Origin of the sequence: Burkholderia sp. KJ006, from assembly GCF_000262695.1 — a bacterium.
GTDB lineage: Bacteria > Pseudomonadota > Gammaproteobacteria > Burkholderiales > Burkholderiaceae > Burkholderia > Burkholderia vietnamiensis.
Map to the genome: position 1 here is coordinate 1,649,157 of NC_017920.1, position 20,517 is coordinate 1,669,673.

16 protein-coding genes are annotated in these 20,517 nt (G+C 70.1%); 6 read left to right on the forward strand and 10 right to left on the reverse strand.

Annotation, left to right across the window (positions count from 1 at the left end; genetic code table 11):
* Positions 1–23 precede the first annotated feature (23 nt).
* The 8 genes from MYA_RS07425 to MYA_RS07460 form a co-directional block, all read right to left on the reverse strand.
* Entirely contained in the window at positions 24–386 is a 363-nt protein-coding gene (locus MYA_RS07425; RefSeq protein WP_011884902.1) for a DUF3022 domain-containing protein, read from the reverse strand.
* A 13-nt stretch (positions 387–399) separates the two neighbouring features.
* Positions 400–1,176 carry a YhfC family intramembrane metalloprotease gene (locus MYA_RS07430; RefSeq protein ID WP_014723066.1) on the reverse strand — a complete coding sequence of 259 codons (777 nt, stop codon included), beginning with the start codon at positions 1,174–1,176 and terminating at the stop codon, positions 400–402.
* Positions 1,177–1,229: 53 nt separating this feature from the next.
* A complete protein-coding gene (locus MYA_RS07435) occupies positions 1,230–2,273 on the reverse strand; it encodes a LacI family DNA-binding transcriptional regulator (RefSeq protein WP_041493834.1) in 1,044 nt (347 codons plus the stop codon).
* Positions 2,274–2,574: 301 nt separating this feature from the next.
* Positions 2,575–3,540 (reverse strand): bifunctional glyoxylate/hydroxypyruvate reductase B, encoded by a 966-nt coding sequence (locus tag MYA_RS07440; protein ID WP_014723068.1) that lies wholly within the window; start codon positions 3,538–3,540, stop codon positions 2,575–2,577.
* Between the two features lie 5 nt (positions 3,541–3,545).
* Positions 3,546–4,826 carry an MFS transporter gene (locus MYA_RS07445; protein WP_011884906.1) on the reverse strand — a complete coding sequence of 427 codons (1,281 nt, stop codon included), beginning with the start codon at positions 4,824–4,826 and terminating at the stop codon, positions 3,546–3,548.
* A 163-nt stretch (positions 4,827–4,989) separates the two neighbouring features.
* Positions 4,990–5,991: a sugar kinase gene (locus MYA_RS07450; RefSeq protein ID WP_011884907.1), complete on the reverse strand. Its 1,002-nt coding sequence runs from the start codon at positions 5,989–5,991 to the stop codon at positions 4,990–4,992.
* Positions 5,992–6,019: 28 nt separating this feature from the next.
* Positions 6,020–6,784 (reverse strand): xylose isomerase, encoded by a 765-nt coding sequence (locus MYA_RS07455; protein WP_014723069.1) that lies wholly within the window; start codon positions 6,782–6,784, stop codon positions 6,020–6,022.
* A gap of 242 nt (positions 6,785–7,026) precedes the next feature.
* On the reverse strand, positions 7,027–7,920 hold the full coding sequence (locus tag MYA_RS07460; RefSeq protein WP_014723070.1) for a LysR family transcriptional regulator: 894 nt from the start codon (positions 7,918–7,920) through the stop codon (positions 7,027–7,029).
* 110 nt (positions 7,921–8,030) lie between these two features.
* On the opposite strand from MYA_RS07460, the gene MYA_RS07465 reads away from it, so the two are divergent.
* Complete coding sequence (locus tag MYA_RS07465) at positions 8,031–9,104, forward strand: YeiH family protein (protein WP_050991213.1); 1,074 nt, start codon at positions 8,031–8,033, stop codon at positions 9,102–9,104.
* A 115-nt stretch (positions 9,105–9,219) separates the two neighbouring features.
* Positions 9,220–10,953 (forward strand): ClcB-like voltage-gated chloride channel protein, encoded by a 1,734-nt coding sequence (locus MYA_RS07470; RefSeq protein WP_034193153.1) that lies wholly within the window; start codon positions 9,220–9,222, stop codon positions 10,951–10,953.
* Positions 10,954–11,122: 169 nt separating this feature from the next.
* Here the strand turns inward: MYA_RS07470 and MYA_RS07475 are convergent, their stop codons facing one another.
* Positions 11,123–11,743 (reverse strand): TetR/AcrR family transcriptional regulator, encoded by a 621-nt coding sequence (locus MYA_RS07475; RefSeq protein WP_011884912.1) that lies wholly within the window; start codon positions 11,741–11,743, stop codon positions 11,123–11,125.
* Positions 11,744–11,933: 190 nt separating this feature from the next.
* Here MYA_RS07475 and MYA_RS07480 point away from each other — a divergent pair, with 190 nt between their 5' ends.
* From MYA_RS07480 to MYA_RS07495, 4 genes are all read left to right on the forward strand, one after another.
* The gene (locus tag MYA_RS07480; RefSeq protein ID WP_014723073.1) at positions 11,934–13,043 is read left to right on the forward strand and encodes an efflux RND transporter periplasmic adaptor subunit; all 1,110 of its coding nucleotides are present in this window, start codon (positions 11,934–11,936) and stop codon (positions 13,041–13,043) included.
* A complete protein-coding gene (locus MYA_RS07485) occupies positions 13,040–16,189 on the forward strand; it encodes an efflux RND transporter permease subunit (protein ID WP_011884914.1) in 3,150 nt (1,049 codons plus the stop codon). The genes MYA_RS07480 and MYA_RS07485 overlap by 4 nt, the downstream gene beginning before the upstream one ends.
* Positions 16,190–16,191: 2 nt before the next feature.
* Positions 16,192–17,775 carry an efflux transporter outer membrane subunit gene (locus MYA_RS07490; RefSeq protein WP_011884915.1) on the forward strand — a complete coding sequence of 528 codons (1,584 nt, stop codon included), beginning with the start codon at positions 16,192–16,194 and terminating at the stop codon, positions 17,773–17,775.
* Positions 17,776–17,900: 125 nt separating this feature from the next.
* Positions 17,901–18,932, forward strand: a complete 1,032-nt coding sequence (locus tag MYA_RS07495; protein WP_014723074.1) for a MerR family transcriptional regulator — start codon at positions 17,901–17,903, stop codon at positions 18,930–18,932.
* A gap of 42 nt (positions 18,933–18,974) precedes the next feature.
* Here the strand turns inward: MYA_RS07495 and MYA_RS07500 are convergent, their stop codons facing one another.
* Positions 18,975–20,360, reverse strand: coding sequence for a sigma-54 interaction domain-containing protein (locus MYA_RS07500; protein ID WP_011884917.1), 1,386 nt, complete (start codon positions 20,358–20,360; stop codon positions 18,975–18,977).
* Positions 20,361–20,517 lie beyond the last annotated feature (157 nt).

Genomic DNA, 20,517 nt, shown 5'->3' on the forward strand with positions numbered 1-20,517 from the left:
CGGCACACCCGCGGCGTCCACCTTCACGCGAAGTCTTCGTCGAGTTCGAGTTCCGCGTTGCGCTCGATCGCCTCGCCCGCCGCATGGCGTTCCTCGAGCGAACCGAGCATCGCTTCCGTGTACGCATGCAGCACCGCGTGGCTGCGCGCGCGCTGCATCGGCCTGAGCGCCAGATAGCGCGCCAGCGCGGCCGGCACGATGCGGATGTCGAGCGTCATGCGTTTCGGCGTCGAACCGAAGCGCATCGCGAGCCACTGCACGGACAAAAAGCGCCCGCGCTCGTCGCTGCTTTCGGTAAAGCGCGTCTGCTCGGGAAAAAGCTCGCAGATCACGCGCGCGAGCGCATCGAATTCGGCGCTCTGGCATTCGATCAGATAGTCGTCCATTCGCTCTCCCCCGTCAGGCCGCCGCACGCGGCGGCCGGCACGTTTTCATCAGCACGGTGACCAGCATCGCGGCCAGCACGAAATACACGGCCTCGAGCCAGCCGGCCGGCAGCGCCCGCACCTGGTACAGCAGCGCCAGCGCATGCAGCACGATCGCGAGCGGCAGCACCGTCGCGCGGCCGGCGCGCACGCCGCGCCACACCAGCACCGACAGCGCCAGCTGCACGACGAACGCCGCGCAGCGCTCGAGCAGCAACAGCAGGATCGACTGGGCCGACAGCGTCGCGAGCATCACGTGCAGCCGCACGACGGTATCGCCCGGCAGGTCCGCGAGCTGCGTTTCGAGCTGTCCGCGGCTCGCCAGCCACGCGAGATACGACCACTGGCCCCACACGAGCACGCCGACGAACCACGCTTCGGCGCCGGCATGGCCGAGCCCGTAGCCGATGCCGCGTCCGTCGCCGGCCGACGCCCCATAGCGGCGGCTCAGGAAGCGCATCCCGACGTAGCGGCCGACCTCCTCGAACACGGCGCTCGAGAGCGCACCGTACGCGACGAACGCAAGCGGCTGCGTGAGCCAGCCGCCGTCGGGCGTGCGGCTCAGCACGAGGCCGTGGAAGGCGCGTTCGACGATCATCGCGAACAGCGTGAAGACGGCGACGCCGACGATCGTGTCGCGGCGGTCGAGCGCAAGCGGCTTGCGCAGCATACGAAACAGCACGAACGGCAGCAGCGCGATGATCAGCGTGGCGGCGATCAGTACCGCCAGCGTGACGGGGGCGACAGTCATGTATTTCCTTGTTCGGAGCGGCGCACCCGCTGCGCCGCGTGCCCGAATGATACTCAGCTTGCGGTCGACGCGCGCACGACCAGCTCGCCGCGCAGCAGCGCGACACGCGGGTCGCCGCCCGCGCCGTCGATGCGCTCGTGCACGAATTCGACGGCCTTGTAGCCGATCTCGTAGGTCGGCTGGCGAATCGTCGTGATGCCGATCAGCTCGGCCCACTCCGGGTCGTCGATCGACAGGAGCGCGGCCTTCTCCTGCCATGCCGGGCCGAAGCGGGCGCGCAGATGGCGCGCGATCGCGAGCGCGACCGGGCCGTTCGCCGCGAACAGCGCCGCGCGCGCACCGTGCCGCAATGCGTCGTCGACGCGCGCGTCGAGGTCGGCGAGCGCCGCCGCCGCGGTCGCGGGCTCGTTGAGGTCGAGCACGATCGTCGGCGGCACCGGCAGCCCGCGCGCGTCGAGCGCCGCGCGGAACGCGGCCTCGCGCAGGCGCCGCGAGCTGACGCGCTCGAACGGCTGCACGATGAAATGGATCGCCTCGAAGCCGCGCGCGATCAGGTGCGCGAGCGCCGTCTCGATCGCGTCGGTGTTGTCGAGGCCGATCAGGTCGGCCTCGAAGCCCTCGACCGTCCGGTCGACCAGCACGGCCGGGATGCCGCCGCCGCGCAGCGGGCGCAGCGCGTCTTCCTCGGCGCCCAGCGCGTTGACGATCAGCCCTTCGACGCGGTAGGTCGTGAGCAGCTGCAGGAAGCGCCGCTCCATCTCGACTTCATTCGCGGCGTGGCAGATCAGCGGCATGTAGCCGAGCGCGTGGCACGCGGCCTCGACGCCCTGCAGCACTTCGACGGTATACGGATTGGTGAGGTCGGCCGCGAGCATGCCGAGCAGCCGGTTGCGGCCGCGTTTCAGCCCGCGCGCCATCTGGTTCGGCCGGTAGTTCAGGCGGGCGATCGCCGCCTCGATCCGCTGGCGCAGATCGGCGGACAGCACGTGCGTCTCGCCGTTCAGATAGCGCGAAACGCTGGTCTTGCCCGTGCCGGCCTCGCGGGCGACGTCGCTGATCGTCGCCGGACGCTGCGTGGAAGGTTGCGAATCGCTCAAGTCGTGCCTCGCGACGTACGATCCGCGCCGCTTCGTCTGCGGACGGACCTTTGTTGTTGGATACGAAAGCCGCCCGGCCCGCGTCGCCGCGATCGTGCTGCGCGCTCGCCCGCTGCGGCCACCTGAACCGGATGGCGCCGGCCGCACCGGACCCGGCACGGATGCCCGTCGCACCACGCCGCCGGCCGCGCGGCCGGTTCGTCGATGCGACGAGCGGGCGATCATAACGCAGCCTGCCCTCCCGCACCAAGACCGCCGCCTCTATCCGCCCCCGCCGCCCCCGCCGGTCACGCGCCGGCGCTCACGCATGCGCGAGCGCGTCCGGATTGACGAGATTCGTACGCAGCGTGCCGGCCAGCGCGCCGACCAGGTTTTGCGCCGCGCAGCGCGCCATCGCATGACGCGTCTCGTGCGTCGCCGAGCCGATATGCGGCAGCGCGACGACGTTGCTCATCCGCAGCAGCGGCGAGTCGGCCGACAACGGCTCCTTCTCGAACACGTCGAGCCCCGCGCCGCGGATCGTACCCGCGCGCAGCGCGTCGATCAGCGCGGCCTCGTCGACCACCGGGCCGCGCGACGCGTTGATCAGGATCGCACCGCGCTTCATCTTCGCGAATTCGGCCGCGCCGATCAGATGATGCGTCTGCGGCGACAGCGGCACCTGCAGGCACACGAAATCCGCCTGTGCGAGCAGTTCGTCGAGCGTGACGCGCCGCGCGCCGTACTGCTGTTCCGCTTCGGCGTGCGCCGAACGGTTGGTGTACAGCACCTGCATCCGGAAGCCGAGCGCGGCGCGGCGTGCGACCGCGCCGCCGATGCGCCCGAGCCCGACGATGCCGAGCGTCTTGCCCTGCACGTCGGTGCCGTACAGTTCGGGGCCGATGCTGCGCTGCCAGTGCCCGGCCTTGACCCATTCCGCCAGCTCGACCACCCGGCGCGAGGACGCGAGGATCAGCGAGAACACGGTGTCGGCGGTCGATTCGGTCAGCACGTCGGGCGTGTGCGCGAGCACGATGCCGCGCCGCGTGAGATCGGCGACGTCGAAGTTGTCGTAGCCGACCGAGATCGTCGACCACGCCTTCAGCCGCGGCGCGCGATCGAGCATCTGCGGCGTGATCTTCAGGCTCGCGCCGATCGCGCCGTCCGCCTCGCCGAGTGCGTCGGCGAGCGCGTCGGCGCCGTCGGCCCGGATCACCTCGGCGTGCTCGCGCAGATACACGAGTACGTCATCGGGCAGCGGCTTGTACGCGACGATACGGGGCTTCATCGTTTTCATTTTCCTTGCAACGGCGTCGCGAGCGGATGCGCGTCGCGCGCCTGGGGTTTGACGGACAGCGTGAGGATCACCGCGGCGACCAGCGCGACGCTCATGAACGCATACGACGCGAGGGGCGAGCCGGTCGCGCCGTTCAGGTAGCCGACGAAGTACGAGCCGACGAACGAGCCGAGCGCGCCCATGCTGTTGATCAGCGCCATCGCGCCGCCGGCGACGTTCTTCGGCAGCAGCTCCGGCACGATCGCGAAGAACGGGCCGTACGGCGCGTACATCGCGGCGCCGGCGACGACCAGCAGCGCGTACGAGATCCAGAAATGCGACGAGCCGAGCGCGTACGACGCCGCGAACGCGGCGGCGCCGACCAGCAGGAACGGCCAGACGAAGCCGCGCCGCGAGCCGACCTTGTCGGACGCCCACGATGCGACCAGCATCGCGATCGTCGCCGCGAGATACGGCAGCGCCGACAGCCAGCCGGTCGCGACCATCCCGAGCTCGGAACCGTTCTTGACGATCGACGGCAGCCACAGCACGAAGCCGTACACGCCGATGCTCCAGCAGAAATACTGCGCGCACAGCTTGATCACGGCCGGCGAGCGGAACGCTTCGCCGTAGTTGCGCACGGGCTTGATGGCCGCCTGCTCGGCCGCGAGCACCGCGGCGAGGTCGCGCTTTTCCTGCGCGCTGAGCCACGGCGAGTCGGCCGGCTTGTCCTGCACGAGGAACCACCAGCACACGGCCCAGACGATCGCCGGCACGCCTTCGGCGATGAACATGTGGCGCCAGCCGAACTCGTGGACGAGATAACCGGACACGATCGACATCCACAGCACGGTCACCGGATTGCCGAGGATCAGGAACGTGTTCGCGCGCGAGCGCTCGTTCTTCGTGAACCAGTTGCTGATGTAGATCAGCATCGCCGGCATCACCGCGGCCTCGACGACGCCGAGCACGAAGCGGATCGCCATCAGCGACGGGATGTTCGTGACCACGCCGGTGAGCGCCGCGCACGCGCCCCACAGCACGAGGCTCGCGAACACGAGCTTCTTCACGCTGCGGCGTTCCGCGTAGATCGCACCGGGAATCTGGAAGAAGAAATAGCCGAGGAAGAACAGCGCGCCGATCAGCGACGACAAGCCCTTGCTGACGCCGAGATCCTGGTTGATGCCGGCCGCTGCCGCGAACCCGTAGTTCGCGCGGTCGAGGTAAGCGAGGCTGTAGGTGATGAAGACGATCGGCATGATCGTCCACCAGCGTCGGACTGCAAGGTTGGCTGCCATCTGAGTGTCTCCTGGGGTGACCAGAGCGGGCCGGTCGCATACCGGCTCCGCTCCCGTCGTTCGGAAATCGACCGGCGTCGGCGCGGCGGCGCCGGGTCCAGCCTCATTCAAAACCGTGCTCTTGGCACGAAGTGGTTCCGCGGATCGGGCCGTGGCCGGCCTCTCATTGCGCGGTGACGGTTTCTTCCTGACGCTCGGCGTGCGCGGCGCCAGCGTCGGCGCCTTCGAGCCGATCGAGCGCCGCGCGGGTCGGCAAGCCTTCCGAGTCGCCGATCACCTGGATCGCCAGCGCGCCGATTCGGTTGCCGCGTGCGACCGCCTGCTCGATCGGCTTGCCCTCCAGCAGCGCGCTGACCACGCCGACCGCGAAGCCGTCGCCGGCGCCGACCGTATCGACGACGTTCGCGACGCGCTCGCCGGCCACCGTGCCCTCGCGGCCGTCGGCCGTGCGAAAGTATGCGCCGTCGGGGCCGAGCTTGATCACGACGCCGCGGGCGCCCTGCGCCAGATAGAAGCCGGCGATGTCGGCCGGCGCGTCGCGGCCGGTGAGCTGCTGCCCTTCGGCGAGGCCCGGCAGCACCCAGTCGGCGAGCGCGGCGAGCGCGTTCAGCGTGGTTGCCATCGCTTCCGCCGACGGCCACAGCGTCGGGCGCAGGTTCGGGTCGAACGAAATCGTCTTGCCGGCCGCCCGCATCTCGCGCGCGAGCTTGAACGCGAGCTCGCACGACGTCGCCGAGATCGCCGGCGCGACGCCAGTCAGATGCAGGTGCCGCGCGCCGAGCACGTAGTCGGCCACGTAGTCGTCGCAGCACAGATGGCTCGCGGCCGAGCCCTTGCGGAAATACTCGACGGTCGGGTCGCTGCCGTCGTCGTTGCGCGACTTCAGCTGGAAACCGGTCGGATACTGCGGATCGACGGTCACGCACGACGCGTCGATGCCTTCGCGCGCGAGCGTGTCGAGCACGTAGCCGCCGAACGAGTCGCGGCCCACGCGGCTCATCCAGCCGACGCGAAAGCCGAGCCGCGACAGCCCGATCGCGACGTTCAGGTCCGCCCCGGCGACGCGTTTCGTGAATTGCGTCGCGTGGGCGAGGTGGCCGGGCTCGGTGGCGACGAACATCGCCATCGCTTCGCCGTAGGTCACGACATCGAGTGCTGCTTTCATGAGTGAACTCCTCCGTATCCTGGCGGCGTCAGGCGGCCGCGAGCCACGCGACGCGCCGGCCGGCGTCGGCCGCCAGATCCGCCGCGTCGAATGGGAACTCGATGCCGCGCGGCGCGGTGTGCGGCAGCGCGGCCAGCACGTCCGCGACCAGCGCATCGCCGGGCGCCGGCGCCACCGCGAAGCGGCGCGCGCCTGCGCCGGCCACGGCCTTGCAATGAATGTATTCCACGTGCGGCGCGAGCGCATGCGCGCACGCGAGCGGCGCTTCGCCCGGCCACTGCCAGTTGCCGATGTCGAACGTCATGCCGAGCGCATCGGGCATGCCCGCGCCGCTCAGCGCGGCGAACAGCGCGCGAAACTGCGCGAGCGCGCCGCCCACCGGCAATTGGCCGTTCTCGACCACCACGCGGGCACGCGCGCCGTGCGACAGGGCAACGATGTCGGCCGCGTGCGCGTCGCCGGCGAAGCCGCCGAGCTGGAACTTGACGAAGCGCGCGCCGAGCGCGTCCGCTTCGACCAGCGTGTCGCGCAACGCGGCGGCATCGAGCGCACCGCTTTCCGTATACAGCGTGGCCGGCGTCGAGTAGACCGACCACAGCCCGTGCGCGGCCACCGCCGCGCCCAGCTCGGCCAGCGCGCCGGGCGTCGCGTCCTCGTCCGCTGCGAACAGCTCGCGGCGCACCTCGAAACCGCTCGCGCCGGACGCCGCCGCCGTCGCGATGAATGCCCGGTGGCCCTCGGTACGCACGCGGTCCATCCCGAATGCGCTCGCCACGATCACGATGTCTGCCATTTCTAACCTTTCAGCCCTTTTAAACCGAAATGGAACCGGTTCCATTTGCTTGAGACGGATGGTGCGCTTCGCTTCTCATGCACGCCATAGAGGAAATCCCTAAGCAACGGCTGCCGCGCGAAAGCGCGCTTCTGGACACGCATCGGGCGTTCCCGGAGAGCGTCCGGAGGCTGTTCGACCGGCTGGTCGCGCGCCTATCCGAGTGCCTATCCGAGTGCCTGTCCGAACGCCCATCCCGACGCCTACCCGCCCGCCTCCCCGATGCACATCTCGAGAAACCGGCCGGCCACGCGCGACGGCGCGGCGCCGTGCGGCACCAGGATCGAGAAATGCCGCGTGAGCGGCGCGGGCGCGAGCGAGCGCGGCACCAGCGCCGCATCCTCGTGCCGCAACGACATCGCGGAGACGAAGCCGACGCCCATTCCCGCGCGCACGGCCTCCTTGACGGCCTCGACGCCCGCGATCTCGAACGCGACGCGCATCGGCGCGCCGCTCTGCGCGAACGCGCGTTCGACCAGTTGCCGCACGCCGGAGCCTTCCTCGCGCAGCACGAGCGGATGGGCGGCGAGCGCCGCGAGCGGCACGCCATCGTCGTACGCGGCTGCCGCCAGCGGATGACCAGCCGGCACCACCGCGACGATCTCGTCCTCCTGCCACGCGTGCATGGCGGTGCCGGGCGGCAGCGCGTCGCCGGGCGGCCCTTCGATCATCGCGATGTCGAGCGACGCGAGCGCGGCCACCACGTCCGCCGTGTTGCCTCTCATCGTGTGGATCGCGACGCGCGGCGCGCGCGGCTGGAACGCGGCGATCAGATACGGCAGCAGATAGCTCGCGGGCGTCGTGCTCGCGCCGATGCGCAGCGTGCCGGCGTCGAGCCCGCGCACCGCGTCGCGAAACGCGCGCGCCTGCGCGAACGTGTCGCGCTGCGCGTTCGCGTACTGCGCGAGCTGCTCGCCCACCGGCGTCAGGCGGATGCCGCGGCCGTCGCGCTGGTACAGCGGCTCGCCGAATTCGTCCTGCAGCACGCGCAACTGCCCCGACACCGCAGGCTGCGACAGATGCAGCGCGACGGCCGCGCGGCTGATGTTCAGATGCTCGGCGACGGCCGCGAAAGTTATCAGTTGATCCGGGGTCATGGACGTGAATTATCGGATTTCCCGATAGTTTATGTCACAAATCACAATTTTTCATATCGATATAACCAAACTAGGATTAGGCCATCGCAATCAGCTGCTGCCGGTGCCTCATGTCGACTGCCACGCATTCCCCTGTGTCCCACGCCGCGCCGACGATGCGCGGCCAGTTGAACGGCGTGCTGTTCGTCGCGCTGTTCGCCGCCGCCGTCACGAGCCTCGCCGAACTGCCGACGATCGCGTCGCTCGGCCTGTCGCCGCTGATCGTCGGCATCGTCGCCGGTGCGCTGTACGGCAACGCGCTGCGCGACGGCATGCCCGCGAGCTGGGCGGCCGGCGTCAATTTTTCCGCGCGCAAGCTGCTGCGCATCGCGGTCGCGTTCTTCGGTCTGCGCGTGAGCCTGCAGGAAATCGCGCAGGTCGGCCTGCCGGGGCTGACGGTGTCGGTGCTGGTCGTCGTCAGCACGCTCGCGATCGGCACCTGGGTCGGCATGAAGGTGATGAAGCTCGATCGCGACGCCGCGCTGCTGACCGCCGCCGGCAGCGCGATCTGCGGCGCGGCCGCGGTGCTCGCGTTCGAATCGACGCTGCAGTCGAAGCCGCACCAGAGCGCGATGGCCGTCGGCAGCGTCGTGCTGTTCGGCACGCTGTCGATGTTCCTGTACCCGCTCGCGTACCACGCCGGCTTGCTGAACCTCGACCCGGCCGGCCTCGGCCTGTTCTTCGGCGGCACGATCCACGAGGTCGCGCAGGTGGTCGGCGTGGCCAGCGACATCAGCCCGGAAGTCACGCACGTCGCGACCATCGTCAAGATGACCCGCGTGATGCTGCTGGTGCCCGTGCTGCTCGCGCTCGGCTGGTGGCTGGCCCGCTCGGCACGTTCGGCCCGCGCGAGCGACGGCGCCCACGGCAAGCGCAAGGTGGCCGTGCCGTGGTTCGCGCTCGGCTTCCTCGGCTTCGTGATCGTCAACTCGCTGAACGTGCTGCCCGCGAGCGCCACCCACACGCTGAACGTGCTCGACACCTTCGCGCTGACGATGGCGATGACCGCGCTCGGCATCGAGACGCGCGTGTCGCAGATTCGCGAGGCCGGCCCGCGGGCGCTGACCACCGGCCTGATCCTCTACGTGTGGCTGATCGTCGGCGGTTACGGCATCACGTGGGCCGTGCAGCACTGGCTTGGCTGATCCGCGTCCACGCCGCCGCGCACTGCGCCGCGCCCGCCGGGGGAACCCGCGGGCGCGGCGCAGTGCTATGCTTCGCGTCGTTTTCCTTCGTCCTCTTCCTCTCCGTCTTTCAGCCGTGCTCTCGTTCCTGCTGAAACTGCGCACGCGCGCGCAGAAGCTGTTTCGCCTGTCCGACGCTCATACGATGCTGATCTGGTCGGCCATCGTCGGCGTCGGCGGCGCATTTGCGACGATGGCCTTCCGCGAAGGCATCGACCTGATGCAACGCTTGATCGCCGGGCACAGCGGCAGCTTCGTGCAGATGGCACGCAGCCTGCCGTGGTACGTGCGTTTCTGGATGCCGGCGGCGGGCGGCTTCCTCGCCGGCTGCGTGCTGCTGCTCGCGACGCGCAGCGACCGCAAGGCCGGCAACACCGACTACATGGAGGCCGTCGCGCTCGGCGACGGCGTCGTGCCGGTGCGCCAGAGCCTGTGGCGCAGCGTGTCGTCGCTGCTGACGATCGGCAGCGGCGGCTCGATCGGCCGCGAAGGCCCGATGGTGCAGCTCGCCGCGCTCGCCGCGTCGCTGGTCGGCCGCTTCGTGCACTTCGACCCGCCGCGCCTGCGCCTGCTGGTCGCCTGCGGCGCGGCGGCCGGCATCACGTCCGCATACAACGCGCCGATCGCCGGCGCGTTCTTCATCTCCGAAATCGTGCTCGGCACGATCGCGATGGAGAGCTTCGGGCCGATGGTGGTCGCCTCGGTGGTCGCGAACATCGTGATGCGCGAATTCGCCGGCTACCGGCCGCCGTACGAGATGCCGGTGTTCCCGGCCGTGACCGGCCCCGAGGTGCTGCTGTTCGTGGTGCTCGGCTCGCTGTGCGGCGTGCTCGCGCCGCAGTTCCTGCATCTGCTCGACGCGTCGAAGCGCCAGTTCAAGCGGATGCCCGTGCCGCTGCCGGTGCGGCTCGCGCTCGGCGGGCTCGTGGTCGGCGTGATCTCGGTGTGGATTCCCGACGTGTGGGGCAACGGCTACAGCGTCGTGAACCACATCCTCCATTCGCCGTGGACCTGGCAGGCGCTCGTCGCGGTGCTGGTGTTCAAGGTGGTCGCGACGGCCGCGACCGCCGGCTCGGGCGCGGTCGGCGGCGTGTTCACGCCGACGCTGTTCGTCGGCGCGGTGTTCGGCTCGCTGTTCGGGCTCGCGATGAACGGGCTGTGGCCGGGCCACACGTCCGCGTATTTCGCCTATGCGATGGTCGGCATGGGCGCGTTCCTGGCCGGCGCGACGCAGGCGCCGCTGATGGCGATCCTGATGATCTTCGAGATGACGCTGAGCTATCAGGTCGTGCTGCCGCTGCTGGTGTCGTGCGTGTTCGCCTACTTCGTCGCGCGCGCGACCGGCACGACGTCGATGTACGAAATCACGCTGCGCCATCATCAGGACGCGCAGGAACGGCTGCGGCTGCGCACCACGCAGATGCGCGAGCTGATCCAGCCCGCGCAGACGGTCGTGCCGCTCACCGCGAGCGTCGCCGACATGACGCGCGTGTTCCTCGAATATCCGGTGAAGTACCTGTACGTGACCGACGACGCCGGGCGCTTTCGCGGCGCGGTCGCGCTGAAGGACATCACGTCCGACCTGCTCGAGAAGCGCGACACGACCGACAAGACGGCCGCCCACTACGCGCATACGCCGTTTCCGCTGCTCACGCCGGACATGCCGCTCGCGACGGCGCTCGAACGCTTCATGGCGTTCAAGGGCGAACGGTTGCCGGTGATCGAGAGCGAGGCCGAGCCGCTGCTTGCCGGGGTGGTCTACAAGACGTCGCTGCTCGACGCGTACCGGCGGATGACCGGCGAGCGCTGACCGGCGCGGCGGTGCGCGCCGCGCGAGCCATCCGGGTTATCCGCGCTGTCCAGCAGCCCGCTCGAGCCCTTCACGCCGGCCTGCCGCTCGAGCCGTGACTCGAACGGATCGCCGAAGCCTCGAAGCACATCAAGCCAGATCCCGCCCCAGCGAGCCGCCTCCGGCCCCATCAGTCCGGCGCGCGCCCCAGCACGACTCTCGCGAAGAAGCCGCCCAGCACCGCTTCGGCCGCATCGGCCGACACGTGCTGCGGATCGGCCGTGTAATACGACTGCACGCCGTCGCACAGACACATCAGCCCGAACGCGAGCGTCTCGGCGGGCAGCAGCAGCGGCGTGCCCGCGCGCTCGGCGAAGCGCTGGATGAATTCGGCCATCTGCAGCCGCTTGCCGTGCAGGAACTGGTTGAAGCGCACGCGAAACTTCGCGTCGCGCGCCGCCTGCAGCTTCGCCTCGCCCCACAGCAGCGAATACTCGTCGTCGCGAAAGAGCGTCCGGTAGTACGCGAGCGCCATCGATTCCATCTGCTCGCGCGGCCCGCCTTCGTCGAAGATCGCCTCGAAATCGGCGCGCACCGAATCGTGATCGCGTTCGAGCAACTCGAGCAGCAGATCCGACTTGCTGCGGAAATTCGAATAGAACGCGCCGCGCGTGTAGCCGGCCGCCGCCGCGATGTCCTCGACGCTCGCGGCGACATAGCCTTTCTTCTGAAAAATCCGGTGCGCGGCAGTCAGCAGACGCTCGCGCGTCTGATCCCTGCTCTGCTCGCGAGTTAAGCGCTGTGGTTTCATGGCGCGAAGTCTAGCACCAACCCCCGTTCGGATTCAGCTTTGCATTCAGATACAACTGTGTATTAGAATCCGCGACAGTCTCCGAACGACCTCGTTCGCCGTTGTCCGTGCGCGCCTATGCCGGCGCCACTCGGGGCAAGCGCGCCGCGCTTGCCGGCCTCGTTCCGCTGTCACCTGCTCTGGGGGTTTCGTGATTCGCTCCGGTTCCCGCGCCGCGCTGCTCGTCGGCGCCGCGCTCGTCCTCGCCGCCTGTCATCCAAAGGAAGCCGCCGCGCCCGCGCCGCGCCCGGTCGTCACGCTGACCGCGCACGCCGACGGCGCGGCCGTCGCCGCCACGCTGCCCGGCGAAATCCAGCCGCGCTATGCGACGCCGCTGTCGTTCCGCATCGCCGGCAAGATCATCGAGCGCAAGGTGCGGCTCGGCGATATGGTGAAGGCCGGCCAGATCGTCGCGCTGCTCGATCCGTCCGACGTCGAGAAGAACGTCGCCAGCGCGCAGGCGCAGCTCGATGCGACGTCGCACACGTACGCGTTCGCGAAGCAGCAGCTCGACCGCGATCGCGCGCAGGCGCGCGAGAACCTGATCGCGACCGCGCAGCTCGAGCAGACCGAGAACAGCTATGCGTCGGCGCTCGCGCAGCGCGATCAGGCGCAGCAGCAGCTCGCCCTCGCGAAGAACCAGCTGCGCTATGCGACGCTCGCCGCCGATCACGCGGGCACCATCACCGCCGAGCAGGCCGACACCGGCCAGAACGTGTCGGCCGGCCAGGCCGTCTACCAGCTCGCATGGTCGGGCGACGTCGACGTCGTCAGCGACGTGCCCGAAACCGCGCTCGCCTCGCTCGCACCGGGCCATGCGGCGAGCGTCACGCTGCCGTCGCTGCCCGGCCGCAGCTTCACCGCGAAGGTGCGCGAGATCGCGCCGGCCGCCGATCCGCAAAGCCGCACCTACCGCGTGAAGCTCACGCTCGCGTCGCCCGATCCGGCCGTGCGCCTCGGCATGACCGCGAACGTCGCGTTCGACGGCGCGCCGGCTGCCTCGGGCGCGCCGACCGTCACGCTGCCCGCGACCGCGCTGTTCCATGACGGCCCGCGGCCGGCCGTGTGGGTCGTGCGCAGCGGCAACGACACGCTCGAGCTGCGCCACGTCGACGTCGCGCGCTTCGGCGAGCGCACCGTCACCGTGTCGCGCGGGCTGCAGCCGGGCGAGCGCGTCGTCGTGCAAGGCGTGCATACGGTCAGCGCCGGCGAGAAGGTGCGGCCGGTCGCGCCGCTGCACGCGGAGGACTTCGCATCATGAGCGGCCCTCGCGAAGAAGGCCGCTTCAACCTGTCGGCATGGGCGCTGCGCCATCAGGCGCTGGTGGTCTACCTGATCGCGCTCGCGACGCTCGCGGGCATCCTCGCCTACACGCGGCTCGCGCAATCGGAAGACCCGCCGTTCACGTTCCGCGTGATGGTGATCCGCACGTTCTGGCCCGGCGCGAGCGCGCGGCAGGTGCAGGAACAGGTGACCGACCGGATCGGCCGCAAGCTGCAGGAAACGCCGGCCATCGACTTCCTGCGCAGCTACTCGCGCCCCGGCGAATCGCTGCTGTTCTTCACGATGAAGGACTCGGCGCCCGTGAAGGACGTGCCCGAGACCTGGTACCAGATCCGCAAGAAGATCGGCGACATCGGCTATACGCTGCCGCCCGGCGTGCAGGGGCCGTTCTTCAACGACGAGTTCGGCGACGTCTACACCAACATCTGGACGCTCGAAGGCGACGGCTTCACGCCCGCGCAGCTGCACGACTATGCGGACCAGCTGCGCACCGTGCTGCTGCGCGTGCCGGGCGTCGGCAAGGTCGACTACTTCGGCGACCCGGACCAGCGCATCTTCATCGAGGTGAACAACGCGCAGCTCACGCGCCTGGGCATCTCGCCGCAGCAGCTCGGGCAGGCGCTCAACGCGCAGAACGACATCTCGTCGAGCGGCGTGCTGACGACCGCCGACGATCGCGTGTTCGTGCGTCCGAGCGGCCAGTTCGACAACGTCGCCGCGATCGCCGACACGCTGGTGCGCATCAACGGCCGCACGTTCCGCCTCGGCGATCTCGCGACCGTCACGCGCGGCTACGACGATCCGCAGGTCACGCAGATGCGCGCGAACGGCCGCGCGGTGCTCGGCATCGGCGTGACGATGCAGCCGGGCGGCGACGTGATCCGGCTCGGCCGCGCGCTCGACGCGGAATCTAAACAGTTGCAGGCGCAACTGCCCGCGGGGCTGAAGCTCACCGAGGTGTCGAGCATGCCGCAGGCGGTCTCGCATTCGGTCGACGACTTTCTCGAGGCCGTCGCCGAAGCCGTGGCGATCGTGCTGGTCGTGAGCCTCGTGTCGCTCGGGCTGCGCACCGGGATGGTCGTCGTGATCTCGATCCCGGTCGTGCTCGCGGTGACCGCGCTGTTCATGTACCTGTTCGACATCGGCCTGCACAAGGTGTCGCTCGGCACGCTCGTGCTCGCGCTCGGGCTGCTGGTCGACGACGCGATCATCGCGGTCGAGATGATGGCGGTGAAGCTCGAACAGGGCTACAGCCGCGCGCGCGCCGCCGCGTTCGCGTACACCAGCACCGCGTTTCCGATGCTGACGGGCACGCTCGTCACGGTGTCGGGCTTCCTGCCGATCGCGCTCGCGAAGTCGAGCACCGGCGAGTACACGCGCTCGATCTTCGAGGTGTCGGCGATCGCGCTGATCGCGTCGTGGTTCGCGGCCGTCGTGCTGATTCCGCTGCTCGGCTATCACCTGCTGCCCGAGCGCAAGAAGCACGCGCACGAAGCGCATCTGCCTGACGATCACGAGCACGACATCTACGACACGCGCTTCTACGCGCGGCTGCGCGGCTGGATCGACTGGTGCATCGAGCGGCGCTTCGTCGTGCTGCTGATCACCGGCGTGCTGTTCGTCGTCGCGCTGATGGGCTTCACGCTGGTGCCGCAGCAGTTCTTCCCGAGCTCCGATCGCCCCGAGCTGCTGATCGATCTGCGGCTGCCCGAAGGCGCGTCGTTCGCGGCGACGCTGCGCGAGACGCAGCGCCTCGAGAAGGTGCTCGACAAGCGGCCCGAGATCGACCATGCGGTGAACTTCGTCGGCAGCGGCGCGCCGCGCTTCTACCTGCCGCTCGACCAGCAGTTGCAGTTGCCGAACTTCGCGCAGTTCGTCGTCACCGCGAAATCGGTCGAGGCGCGCGAGAAGCTCGCGAACTGGCTCGAGACGACGCTGCGCGACCAGTTCCCGAGCGTGCGCTGGCGTCTGTCGCGCCTCGAGAACGGGCCGCCGGTCGGCTACCCGGTGCAGTTCCGCGTGAGCGGCAGCGACATCGCGACGGTGCGCGCGATCGCCGAGAAGGTCGCGGCGACGATGCGCGGCGACGCGCGCACGGTGCACGTGCAGTTCGACTGGGACGAGCCGGCCGAGCGCTCGGTGCGCTTCGAGCTCGACCAGAAGAAGGCGCGCGAGCTGAACGTGACGTCGCAGGACGTGTCGAGCTTCCTCGCGATGACGCTGTCCGGCACGACCGTCACGCAGTACCGCGAGCGCGACAAGCTGATCGCGGTCGACCTGCGCGCGCCGCGCGCCGATCGCGTCGATCCGGCGAAGCTCGCGGGCCTCGCGCTGCCGACCCCGAACGGCCCGGTGCCGCTCGGCTCGCTCGGCCGCTTCACGCCGACGCTCGAATACGGCGTGGTATGGGAGCGCGACCGCCAGCCGACCATCACCGTGCAGTCCGACGTGCAGGCCGGCGCCCAGGGCATCGACGTCACGCATGCGATCGACGGCAAGCTCGACGCGCTGCGCGCGCAATTGCCGGTCGGCTATCAGATCAACATCGGCGGCTCGGTCGAGGAAAGCGCGAAGGCGCAGAGCTCGATCAACGCGCAGATGCCGTTGATGGCGATCGCCGTGTTCACGCTACTGATGATCCAGCTGCAGAGCTTCTCGCGCGTGCTGATGGTCGTGCTCACCGCGCCACTGGGCTTGATCGGCGTGGTCGGCACGCTGCTGCTGTTCGGCCAGCCGTTCGGCTTCGTCGCGATGCTCGGCGTGATCGCGATGTTCGGGATCATCATGCGCAACTCGGTGATCCTGGTCGACCAGATCGAGCAGGACATCGCCGCCGGCCACGGACGCTTCGACGCGATCGTCGGCGCGACGGTGCGGCGCTTCCGCCCGATCACGCTGACGGCCGCCGCCGCCGTGCTCGCGCTGATTCCGCTGCTGCGCTCGAACTTCTTCGGGCCGATGGCGACCGCGCTGATGGGCGGCATCACGAGCGCGACCGTGCTGACGCTGTTCTACCTGCCCGCGCTGTATGCCACGTGGTTCCGCGTCAAGCGCGACGAACGCGACCCGCGCGACGGGCCGCCGCACGACGGCGGCGCCGCAGCCGCACCGTCGGGAGCCTGATCATGAAACCGTCGATGGATATGAAAACGACCCTCGCCCGCGCGCTGTCGGCCGCGGCCCTCGCCGGCCCGCTCGCCGGCTGCGCCTGGTTCGCGCCGAGCGGCGAGCCGCCCGCGATGCCGTCGCCCGCGCATTACGGCGCCGCACCGCAAGTGCAGCAGACGGTCGCCGCGCAGGGCGTCGCGCAACGCTTCGACGTCGGCGCGCAGCCCGTGCCCGACTGGTGGACGCAATACCGCTGCGCTGCGCTGAACGCGCTCGTCGACGAAGGGCTGCGCAACAGCCCCACGCTGAGCGCGGCCGCGCATTCGCTCGATGCCGCGCGCGAGCAATTGCGCGCGCAGATCGGCAGCTCGATGCTGCCGTCGATCGATGCGGGCGGCCAGGCCGTGCGGCAGCGCGCGCTCGGCGTGCCGATCCCCGCGCTCGGCGCGCCCACGCTGCTGTACGACACCTTCGTCGGCCAGCTGCAGGCGAGCTATACGCTCGACCTGTTCGGCGCGGCGCGCTTCGCGAACCGCGCGCTCGCCAAGCGCGTGGACGTCAGCGCGTTCCAGCTCGAGTCGGCGCGCCGCGCGCTCGCCGCGAACATCGTCACCGCGTCGATCACGGTGTCGGTGCTCAACGCGCAGATCGCGACCACCGAACGGCTCGTCGCGCTCGCCAACGATCAGGCGCACGACGCGCAACGTCGTTACGCGCTCGGCTCGGCGTCGCGCAGCGATGCGCTGAACGCGCAGCAAAGCGCGGACACCTTCGCCGCGAGCCTGCCGGCCCTGCGCCAGCAACGCGACACGGCGCGCCATGCGCTCGCGGTGCTGATCGGCCGCACGCCCGACCGGCCGCCGGCCGACCTGACGCTCGCCGATCTGCATCTGCCCGACGAGGTGCCGGTGGTCGTGCCGTCGGGCCTGCTGCACAGCCGGCCCGACATCCAGGCCGCCGAAGCCGGGCTGCGGGCCGCCGCGGCCGAAGTCGGCGTCGCGACCGCGCAGCTGTTCCCGCAGCTGTCGCTGTCGGCGGCGATCGGCCAGGGCGGCTTCAGCTGGCCGGCGATGCTGTCGGGCGGCGGCGCGATCTGGAACGTCGGCGCATCGCTGAGCCAGCCGCTGTTCCACGGCGGCGCGCTGCTCGCGCAGCGCCGGGCGGCGAAGGCCAGCTACGAGGCGGCCGTCGATCAGTACCGGCAGACCGTGCTGGCCGCGTTCCAGAACGTCGCCGATTCGCTCGCCGCGCTCGAGCACGATGCGCAGGCGCTGCAGGCGTCATCGCACGCGGCGCTGTCCGCGCAAGGCGCGTATGACGACGCGGCCGCCCGCGTGCGGCTCGGCGCGTTGCCGCCGTCGGCCGCGCGCGCGAGCGAGCTGCAGTACCGCAACGCGCGGCTCGACGAGATCCGCGCCACCGGCGCGCGCTTCGCGGATACCGCGCGTCTCTATCAGGCGATGGGTACGCCGCCGGCCGACGGCGCCGCGCGAACGGACACGGCCGCGAACGCCGGCCGCGCCGCGCCCAGCGACACCGGCAACGGCGCGGGCGCCGCCGCGCCCGACACTCCGCCCGACACCGCGCCCCGGCAGAACTGACGCCGCCGGCGCGGCACGCACCCGGCGCGCGCGAATCACCGCGCGCGCCGCGCCGCAATCTTCCGCTTGACCCTCACGTAGCGTAACGTTCGAGACTCCAGTGTGCGTACCGAACGGAGGACATCATGCGGCTGAAAGTGGGAGAACTGGCGAAACGCAGCGGGCTGACCGTCCGCACGCTTCATCACTATCACGCGATCGGCCTGCTGGCTCCTTCGGCGCGCGCCGACAACGGCTACCGGCTGTACGACCGCGACGACATCGCCCGGCTCCACCAGATCCAGGCACTGCGCCGCTTCGGGCTGTCGCTTGCCGAGATCGGCGACTACCTGAACCAGCCCGGCACGCCGCTCGTCGAGCTCGTTGCGAAGCAGATCGCGTCGCTCGAGCGCCAGCTCGCGCAGGCGGCGCAGCTGCGCGAGCGGCTCGTGCAGTTGCACGCGCAACTTGCCGCGGGCACGGAGCCGGAGCTGGCCGATTGGCTCACCACACTGGAGTTGATGACCGTGTACGACAAATACTTTTCCGAGGAAGAACTCGCGCGCATGCCGATGTACCGCAAGAGCCAGACGGGCGACGCGGAATGGGTCGCGCTCGTCGCCGACGTGCGTGCGCTGCACGACGCGGGCGTGCCGCCCGAGGACGAACGGGCGCGCGCGCTCGCCGAGCGCTGGATGACGCTGCTGGTGCGCGACACGAACAACGATCCGCGCCTGCTCGCGAAGCTGAACCTGATGCACGAGCGCGAGCCGTCGATGCAGTCGAAGATCGGTATCTCGACCGCGCTGCGCGACTACGTGCTGAAGGCGATGGCCGAAACCAAGATGCGCGTGTTCGAGAAGTACCTCGCGCCGGACGAGATCCGCTTCATGCGCGCGCACTATGGCGAGCGCGCGATGGAATGGCCGCAGCTGATCGCCGACGTGCGCGATGCGATCGACGCCGGCAGGACACCCGCTTCGCCGGAAGGCCGCGCGCTCGCGCGACGCTGGCTCGAGCTGTTCTGCAGCTACGCGGGCACCGATCCGGCCACGCACGCGAAGTTCCGCCACGCGATGGCGACCGAGCCCGCGCTGCTGAAGAACGCGTGGACCGACGAGACGCTGCTCGGCTTCATGCGGGACGCGATGGCGCAGTTGCAGACGGCCCGGCATTGAACGACGGCGGCGGCAACGCGACGGCCGCGCGACGCGGCACCGTCAATCGTCGCCGCGCGCGCCGAGCCCCAGCGCCTTCAGCCGCCGGTACAGCGTGCGCTCGCTGAGCCCCGTGCGCTCGGCCAGCGCCTTGCGCGTCCCGACGAAGCCGCTCGCGATCCGCAGCAGTTCCGCGTCGCTCGGCGGGTTGGCCGCACGCTGCGCGTCGTGCGGCAATGCCGACGCCGCGACGAGTTCGGCAGGCAGATGCTCGACGCGGATCACGCCGTCGTCGGCGAACAGGCACGCGCGTTCGAGCACGTTGCGCAGCTCGCGGATGTTGCCGGGCCAGGCATAGGCGTCGAGGCACGCGCGCGCCGCGTCGGTGAGCACGAACGGCCGCGCGCCTGCGTCGCCGCTGCCGGCGCGCGCATTGGCGATGCGCCGCAGGATCGATTCGGCGAGCAGCGCGACGTCGCCGCGGCGCTCGCGCAGCGCCGGCAGCTGGATCGGGAATGCGCTGATGCGGTAGTACAGGTCCTGACGGAACCGGCCGTCGTCGATCATCTCGCGCAGCGGCTTGTGGGTCGCGGCGACCAGCCGGAAATCGGCGCGCAGCGCCTCGACGCCGCCGACCCGGCGAAACGTCCCCGACTCGATCAGCCGCAGCAGCTTCACCTGCATCGGCAGTGGCACGTCGCCGATTTCGTCGAGGAACAGCGTGCCGCCCTGTGCGGTCTCGACCAGCCCGGGCTTGCGCTGATTGGCGCCGGTAAACGCGCCCTTCTCGTAGCCGAACAGCTCGCTCTCGAACAGCGTCTCGGCGATCCCCGAACAGTCGACCACCACGAACGGGCCCATCGCGCGTTCGCTCGCCTCGTGCAGCGCGCGCGCGAACAGCTCCTTGCCGGTGCCCGACTCGCCGAGCAGCAGCACCGGCAGCATCGACGGCGCGACGCGCTGCAGCGCGCCCAGTGCCGCATTGAACGCGTCGGCGCCGCCGACCAGCCCTTCCGCGCTCGGCTGCGCGGACGCGCTGCGCACCGTGGTCAGCCGCTCGACGAACGCGGTCACGTCGCCGCGCGCATCGAAGATCGGCCGCAACTCGACGTCGACGTGCTCGGGGCCGCGCGGCGTATGGTGGATGTGCAGCACGCGATTCAGGCTGCGCGATTCGATCGCCTGCTTCATCGGGCAGTGCTCGCCCGCCTGGTCGCACGGCACGGCGTAGTGATGCGACACCTCGAAGCAATGGCGCCCCACGTGCTCGACGCCGGCCACGCCGAATTGCCGCCGGTACGCGCCGTTCGCCGCGAGGATCCGGTAGTCGGGATCGACGACGATCATCGGCTGCGGGTCCTGCTCCAGATACGCGATCAGCGCGCGCACGTCGGGCGTCACGTCCCGCGGCTGGGCGGGAACGATCGGAATGATGTCGTGTTGATTCATGGGGAAGCTCGGTCACGGTCGCCCGACGGACTGCCAGGCCGACTGCCAATTCTGCCACGACACTGCCGCACATGGCAGTGCCGATCGGCCCGCAGCCGCGCGCGACGCCGCATGACGCACCGCCGCCCCACCTGAAACCCGATCCCAATCAAGCACT